The sequence below is a fragment of the Aestuariivirga sp. genome (assembly GCF_044239095.1).
GTDB lineage: Bacteria > Pseudomonadota > Alphaproteobacteria > Rhizobiales > Aestuariivirgaceae > Aestuariivirga.
The window spans coordinates 1-7,165 of the sequence record NZ_JBIICB010000225.1 but is presented as its reverse complement, the minus strand read 5'-3'; the positions used below and the strand labels follow the sequence as shown (position 1 = coordinate 7,165).

General features: G+C 57.4%; 7 protein-coding genes. 3 read left to right on the top strand and 4 right to left on the bottom strand.

All coding sequences use genetic code 11. From position 1 onward, the window contains the following. Positions 1-118: 118 nt before the first annotated feature. Positions 119-268 carry a hypothetical protein gene (locus ACILRA_RS17235; protein ID WP_395663299.1) on the bottom strand — a complete coding sequence of 50 codons (150 nt, stop codon included), beginning with the start codon at positions 266-268 and terminating at the stop codon, positions 119-121. A 390-nt stretch (positions 269-658) separates the two neighbouring features. Next, positions 659-1,408: an SDR family NAD(P)-dependent oxidoreductase gene (locus tag ACILRA_RS17230; RefSeq protein ID WP_395663298.1), complete on the bottom strand. Its 750-nt coding sequence runs from the start codon at positions 1,406-1,408 to the stop codon at positions 659-661. A gap of 299 nt (positions 1,409-1,707) precedes the next feature. Here ACILRA_RS17230 and ACILRA_RS17225 point away from each other — a divergent pair, with 299 nt between their 5' ends. After that, positions 1,708-2,538: an Fpg/Nei family DNA glycosylase gene (locus ACILRA_RS17225; RefSeq protein WP_395663300.1), complete on the top strand. Its 831-nt coding sequence runs from the start codon at positions 1,708-1,710 to the stop codon at positions 2,536-2,538. 184 nt (positions 2,539-2,722) lie between these two features. On the opposite strand, the gene ACILRA_RS17220 is transcribed toward ACILRA_RS17225, so the two are convergent. Then, complete coding sequence (locus ACILRA_RS17220) at positions 2,723-3,418, bottom strand: hypothetical protein (protein WP_395663297.1); 696 nt, start codon at positions 3,416-3,418, stop codon at positions 2,723-2,725. 171 nt (positions 3,419-3,589) lie between these two features. Here ACILRA_RS17220 and ACILRA_RS17215 point away from each other — a divergent pair, with 171 nt between their 5' ends. Beyond that, positions 3,590-4,597 carry a glycosyltransferase family 2 protein gene (locus tag ACILRA_RS17215; protein ID WP_395663296.1) on the top strand — a complete coding sequence of 336 codons (1,008 nt, stop codon included), beginning with the start codon at positions 3,590-3,592 and terminating at the stop codon, positions 4,595-4,597. 374 nt (positions 4,598-4,971) lie between these two features. Here ACILRA_RS17215 and ACILRA_RS17210 read toward each other — a convergent pair whose 3' ends face one another. Next, complete coding sequence (locus ACILRA_RS17210; RefSeq protein WP_395663295.1) at positions 4,972-6,471, bottom strand: GNAT family N-acetyltransferase; 1,500 nt, start codon at positions 6,469-6,471, stop codon at positions 4,972-4,974. A 257-nt stretch (positions 6,472-6,728) separates the two neighbouring features. On the opposite strand from ACILRA_RS17210, the gene ACILRA_RS17205 reads away from it, so the two are divergent. Continuing rightward, positions 6,729-7,165 (top strand): SDR family NAD(P)-dependent oxidoreductase (locus tag ACILRA_RS17205; RefSeq protein WP_395663294.1); only part of this gene is annotated, 437 nt, incomplete at its 3' end.

Here is a 7,165-nt window from a genome sequence, read left to right as displayed (position 1 = left end):
CAAGCCCAAGAGCATCGCAAAAGAGCGGAACGGATTTCAAATCGTGGACACCCCGAAAATCGCCAAACACCACGTCGTTATTGGCCTCTTCGCGATTGATCATGAATTAAACCGGACACTACTGATGTGTCAGCTTCTGATAGCGGAGCTCCGGAGACTCGACATTCAACTCAATCGGTGGAGCAACACTGAGCTCAACGCCTGAGATGAGCAGGCGCTCCTCCGAGTGCCAAGGCACCAGCGCGCCCGACTGGTCGTAGGTCTCCATCTTCTCAACTTCCGTTCTGGCTGCTTCGAGCTCTTTGCTGGACAATCCCAAACAATGAAACGATAGAATGACTTGCTCGATCTCGTAAACGAGCGTTTATGTCGCTGGTGAAATCTGACCCTTGCAGTGCTGATGAAGTTGATCACAATGTCGTGAATTCTGGGTCTGGCGACCGACGTACTCGCCATCACCGGGTAAACATGCGCATGGACCATTTCTGTCCATCCCCGCAAGCGAGACGTCTTCATCCATGGGGCCTGGCGCCCGGCCATTTCATGGGCATCGTCTTTGCCAACTGCCACAGCGGAGATGGCGCTACAGCATGCTGCGGGAGTGACTGGAAAGCGGCTGCAAAACCAGAAAGCGATGGCCTGTCAACATTCAGCAGAGCTACCAGGTTACAGGCTGCCCTCGCCAGTCGAAGAAGCCGCCGTTGGAAGCGGCGGTTAGCTCATCGACGACGCCCAGTAAATGGTGGGCTGCTTCAGAAGGTGTGTGGACCTTCAATCCAGTCGCTGCAAACGGAGCGGACAATGATGTTGCAACCGTACCTGGATGCAAGGCGACACAGATTGCTTCCGGGGACTGACGCGCCAATTCGACCGCGGACGTCCGCACGAGTTGGTTGAGTGCTGCTTTTGATGCACGATACGCGTACCAGCCACCAAGACGATTATCGCCAATGCTTCCAACTCTTGCCGAGAGGGTCGCGAAAACGGCCTTGCCTGACCGGGGCAAGAGCGGGAGCACATGCTTCATGATAAGTGCGGGACCGATGGCATTCAAGGCAAAGGAGCGGGCGAGATTACCCGCATCGATCTGACGCCAGCTTTTTTCTGGCCGCTGGCGCTCGTCGTGAAGAAATCCTGTCGCGTCGATCACAAGCCGTAACTCACCCATTCCGGCCGCGTACTTCGCGGCGTGTTCGAGGCTCGCTTCGTTCATGAGGTCGATTGACGGAGTTGTCTTTCGATTGAAGCCCACCAGATGCGCGAAGCTGCCATTGGATCTCAGTGCATCCATCAGTGCGCTTCCGATGCCACCGCCAGAGCCGAAAATCACAGCAACGCCGGTCTTGGAAAGTGAACGAAACTCGGCGGGAGGAGTTGGTCCGCTGGCTGATCTCGCAGGCTCTCTCATGATTTTCTACCTCTGCCTTTCGTTCCGTCGAGATGAGATCTCTGTGAAAGAGCGATAGCTCAGAGGGCCTTGTGTTGCGACCCAAGAAGCCATTCGAGATGCCAAGAGAGTGCTCATCTTATGTCATCTACACCGATCGTAGCTGCCCAGCCAGTATGAGAAGCTTGCGGAAAATGCCTGAATGGCTGTCTCAGTCTGGGCGCAGCCTGCCGGTGGCATTTTTCAAGCAGGTTGAGATCGGTTTCCTGGTCGAACATGCTCTTTCGTAGCGCGGCAACTTGGCGTTTGCGGCCGATGCTATGATTTGCTTCCCTCCCTGCCCTGATGCCAGCGCGGGATTCCAGAAAATGCCTGAGGGACACACAATACATCGAGCCGCGCTTGATCAGCGGCCCATGCTTGTTGGACACCGCCTCGATGTCTCCTCGCCGCAGGGCCGTTTTCTGGAAGGTGCTGAGGTGCTTGATGGGAGGACTTGCACTGGTATTGAAGCCTACGGAAAGCATTTGCTCTATTACTTCGGCGATGAAGCGCTTCACGTTCATCTGGGCCTGTTTGGCATGTTCAAGCCCCAGAAATGCCCCGCGGCGGAACCGAAGGGCGCAGTACGTGTGCGCATGATGAGCAAGACGCATTGTGTCGATATCAACGGACCGAATTGCTGCGAGGTTCTGAGCATGCCCGCAAGATTGGCGCTGATCGCGCGCATTGGGCCTGATGTGCTGCGTTCCGATGCCGACCCCGAGCGTGCCTGGCTGCGGATTAGAAAGAGCAAGACGCAAATCGGAATTCTGCTGATGGATCAAGCGGTGATTGCCGGGATTGGCAACATCTACCGGAGTGAACTTCTCTGGCGCCAAAAAGTGAGCCCGGAGACGCCGGGACATGCGATCTCGCGAGAGACATTCGACAGGTTGTGGTCAGATGCGGTGCATCTTCTCCAGATTGGTGTGAAAGCCAACTCGATCATTACGGTCGACGGTGTAAAGAAAGCGCGCAGCCGTTATGGCGAGCGGGTGAACATCTTCAACAAGTCCCACTGCCCGGCATGTGCATCGGAAATCCGCCGCGTGGAAATGGCGAGCCGCAGGGCGTTCACCTGCGACACCTGTCAGCCCAACGTCAGATAGTCTGCTTAGAGCTCGCGGCGGTGTCGACGCGTTAGTCCCGCGGTTCTTTTTTGCAGAATTCCAAAGCTCCTATCAAGCAAGTACTTTCTTCTTGTGAATGTGACTGAATCCGGAGTGTCTGCGCCGGTGTCGAGTGGCAAGCGTCTACGGTGCCTAGCTTGGTCCTTCGTTCCGAACTGGGATGTCATTCCCGGTTTCGGTGGTGGATCACACAGGGAGCGTCCGGCATCTCCCACTGGGTCACTCCGCTGACAAAAGCTATGTCATGCTTCATCGCGAGAAGGCTCAGGATGCTTTGGTCATGTCTGTGATCCCTGAAGTCTGGGTAATTCGGCAAGCCCTGGGTGTTCGGAAGGTCGGTCAGGATCCTGGGGTCACGCGCATAGGCCAGCCATTCTTCGATGAAGTTCCGCGCGAGCGGCGTGTTCCTGCAGACCATCATCGAGGCCGTGATCTGGGGCGCATCGCGATAGTGCGGCTCGTCCAATCCCATCAGCAGAAATGTATCTCTCTTGGTGTATTGACTATTCAGGCCTGTACGCCCCATCGCAAGGATGCCCCTCTCCCCGATCCTTGCTTCATGCGGCAAGATGAAGGGCCACGGATCGCGGACGAAATACATGCCGGAATCTGTGTACATGAGCCAGTCCCCCGGATCGAGCGTCACGAGGGTCTTAAGAATGACATACGGTTTCCAGAGCCAGTATCCGGCGCCCCGTGGTTGGGAAAAGGTGAAGCGATTGACGTCGAGGAACGCTGCCTCGATGTCCGGCAGCCCGTAGGCCATCGTCTTGTCAAAGCCGTTCTGCAAGGCGCTTGCGCCGCAGGTACGCTGGGATACCAAGTAACAACCTGCGGCATAATTGATATGCAGTTTCATCGCGGGTTCCGTCTCCTGCGCTCTGCTTCGATGCTAACGCGCGTTCCGGCAAATTCGAAATGCCTTATCGGAACGCGCGCAGGATCATGCTCTAAGTTAACCGGTGTATACGGCACGGGTTGATGACCGCAAGTAGCGATAATGTCGTAGAACGGCGGTGCAACTTGTGTGATGCTGGCGAGCATGGATCTAGTTGACAGATTTCAGCATCTTTGCAGGGACATCGAGAGCGGCGCCTATTTCCGCCGCCTGCATATGACCCCGGTGCCCCATCGCCTTCGGACTGTGCCGCAGCTTGCCTCCCATCTGAGTGCGTCAACCATTGCTCCCCGGCAGGCCATCTGCATCCCGACGTTCAACCATGAGCAATGTATTCTGGAGACCCTCTCCTGCTTGCTGACGTCAATCTCATGCCCAAGCCAGCTGATCGTACTGGACGACGGGTCAGAGGACCGGACGGTTGAGCTGGTGACGTCCTTCCTGAAGTCTGCGGGCAGCAATTGCCTCGTTGAGGCCATTGTCCTGCGCAACGACGTTCCGATCTTTGAGACGGCTTGCGACAATATCTGCTTCAACCTGGCGGCGGCACCCTATGTGATCGAGGTGCAGGCCGACATCTTCATCCGGCATCCCGGCTTTGACATGGCATTCCACCGGGCGCTTGACGAAGGTGCAGCGTCTGTCTCTGGCCGCTGCGGTCATGCCTTCAACTTGCTCGCGACCCCACGGTCTCGGATTGGGGCCGTCATGGCACGGCATGTCAGGCGCCTTCTGAAAGCCCCGATGTATGTCGGCCTTGCGGGAGAGAATGTTGAGACCGGCGACATCTCCACCTGGCTCGGAAAGCGATACATTTGCGAAACCGTGAATCGTGGCCCCTGGGCTCTTCTCAAGTCCGACCTCGAGACATTCGGATACCTGGATGAACGGCATTTCTTCCTGGGTAGTGACGATCATGACTTTCATCGCCGGGCTTATGCTGGCGGAAGGCGCCGCCCGTACTATGTGCCGGTCCAAATTCGCTCTCCCCTGAAGCATGGCGCCTCGAGGTGGCAGCGGACGGGCTTGAACCGTCAAGTCTATGAAGATCTCGCAGCGACGCGGTGCGGCTCCCCGGCCTTTCACACTTTCCTGTCATCCCATGTCAGCTGGCGGCCGGTGAGACAGCTCAGCGTCTGACTATGCCGGTGGTCATTGGGTCTGACCTATATGAGCCCATTGCCGCATTCCGATTGGGGTGATGGTCTCTGGTCTGGCAACGAGCCTCCGCCAGGCGTCGCGTGCTGTTTCGATGATTCCGCCGGAAGTTGGAGTATACCGACGGAGAGCCATTTGGCGCGAAGGTACTGCCAGATGTTTTCGGCGGGCAGCTTGTTCAGCCGGCCGACATCATGTGTGCGGCTGGTATCGCCTGTGCCAAGTTCAGGACTATCTCTGATCTAGGAGAATCGGTGATCTGCTGAGGTCTGGACTTGTCATCTATTCACAGCTCCTGCGCAGACGCTACCTCGACGCTGCAGCGTCAAGATGAAGGTCTCAGGACTAAGGCGATGTCAGGCTTGAGCTTGGACGCGTTTCGATTCAGCGAGAGTATAGTCCAGCAAGTCCTTGCCCATCTCGTTGATGGTCACGATCCGGGTGGGGTCGATGCGAAGGTTGTTCAAATAGTGGAGACGCAAGAGGTCGCCGTCTTCGTGCTTCTCGGGGTAAATGCCGCAGAAGGAAAAACCAAGCTCCTCTGCCTGCTCCACGAGATTGGGGGTAGCAGGCCAGTGCAAGGCTATGTCGAGATAGATGACTTCGATTCTCCCTAGCTTCAGTTCGTCTCGCTGGGCACGCAGCAGGCTGGCGAGATTGCTACCGGGCTCTATCACTTTGATCACCGCCGAGCCTTGCGCAGGTGTCACATCCACATCAATCCGCGCTGCTTCGGGCAAGGCCGAAATGGCCCCAGTCTCAGGCGTTGCCGTGTTGCGGTCGATACCAGCCCAGGAATAGATGCGCTCGATCATCTGGCGATGCCGCGCTGGGAGATGGACGCTCCGCCGCGGAGGGGCATTCAGCACATTATAGAAGAGAACGGCCGTTTGCCGGTCTTCGCCAATGATATCGCTGTCCTTGATGTCCTTGAAGGTGAAACCACGTGGAACGTGACCAAGCAACATGCCGGTTTCCCGTCCGCCGGTCTTGAAGTTTGCCTTCTGGGAAAAGGGATGAAGGCTGACGGCCTCGCTGTGAACACCAAGCAAACCCCGTTGGCGCATCGCATCGACAGCCATGTCCTTGAGTTGCTCGAACAGGCGGCGGCCACGATAGCGAGGGTCGACGGCTCCCATGCAAATGTTAGCGACACGGGCCGTGGGAGAGTCCAACTTTATGCCCTGATGCCCGACGACCTCACCATCGGCGGTGACAGCCACGAATGACATGAGAAGGCCCTTCTCGATCAGGCTGCGGACCCGTTCGGGAAAATAGACGGTTTCCACATAGGTGAAGCCATAGACCTTGTACATGCAGCGGGCAAAGGCAATGCCATCGCGCTCTGGGATGGCAGGCCTCAACTCGAGTGGGGTATCAAGTGGGGCAACATCTCCTGCCTCGGTGTCGTCCTCATCGCCGCCTTCGCGGAATGAGGTCTCGAGGAAGGGGCTGGATTGATGGACCACGAACTCCAGGCGTTTCCCGTCGCGGCCAAGATTGATCATGCGCAGTTCGTCGGCGAAACCGCTGAGCAGGGCGACGGAGTGGCGTGAAGTGTCGGACTTCGCCGCCTTACCCCATTCGAAGGGCAAGCCCTGGTCCTCGAATGCGGCAATGAACCGGCCGTCACGATACTCGCAAATGATATCAAAGGAGCCGGTTCGCTGGCCCTCGAAGGATTGATCGATGATAAGCAGACCTGCTTCCTCAGCCGCAAGTTCGAGATTGGCGGCCACCCTTTCCGGCAGGCCGGCAGCGATGGCCATTTCACGGGTGAAAACCGCTCCAGCCCTCAAGAACCGCGGATCGGTCGCCAGGGTTGCACGCCCAAGCTGCCTTTCATTCCCCGCCATCAGCTTTTCACTCCAAGATTTGAGAACCTCTCGGCATGATATTTGGAGTGAGGGTCGCAGTCCACCGGGCTGTCTCGTCTTGGAGATGCAAATCAGGGCGTTGACATAAACGCAGGGCGGGCGCTCCTCCGAGGTGGAGTGAGATGAGTTGACGGCATGCACGGGTCAGCGTTCTGTAAGCGCGTGTTGCAAGGCATTGCTTCCGGACGCTTTCGATGTGGTATCAACCTGTCAATGCAGGCTGATTGGAGGGAAAGATGACTGAATTCGCAGGAAAGGTTGCGTTGATCACGGGAACCTCGGGCATCGGACGGGCTGTGGCGAGGCGGCTTGCCTCGGCTGGGGCGAGTGTCATCGGTCTCGGGATCGATCCTGAGGTAAATGAATCTTTCGATAGGCTGGCACGTGAGGAACGGCTTGCCATGACGGCGCGCCTCACAGACGTGTCCTCGACAAACGAAGTCGCCGCCGCAGTTGCAGATTGCGTCGCACGCCACGGTGCACTCGACATCATCGTGAATGCAGCCGCGGTACACCCCTTCGGCACCGTCTTGACCACCGATGCGGCCACATGGGAGCGCTGTATGGCGGTGAACGTCGGCTCGATCTATAACACGGCTCATTACGGCATTCCGCACATGGCGGCACGCGGGGGCGGGGCCATCGTCAACATTTCTTCGGTGCAGGGGCATAA

Coding starts and splice junctions, on each gene's coding strand:
- ACILRA_RS17210 (WP_395663295.1), bottom strand. CDS start 6,471: ATGGCGGGGAATGAAAGGCAGCTTGGGCGTGCAACCCTGGCGACCGAT.
- ACILRA_RS17215 (WP_395663296.1), top strand. CDS start 3,590: ATGCTGGCGAGCATGGATCTAGTTGACAGATTTCAGCATCTTTGCAGG.
- ACILRA_RS17225 (WP_395663300.1), top strand. CDS start 1,708: ATGATTTGCTTCCCTCCCTGCCCTGATGCCAGCGCGGGATTCCAGAAA.
- ACILRA_RS17235 (WP_395663299.1), bottom strand. CDS start 268: ATGGAGACCTACGACCAGTCGGGCGCGCTGGTGCCTTGGCACTCGGAG.
- ACILRA_RS17230 (WP_395663298.1), bottom strand. CDS start 1,408: ATGAGAGAGCCTGCGAGATCAGCCAGCGGACCAACTCCTCCCGCCGAG.
- ACILRA_RS17220 (WP_395663297.1), bottom strand. CDS start 3,418: ATGAAACTGCATATCAATTATGCCGCAGGTTGTTACTTGGTATCCCAG.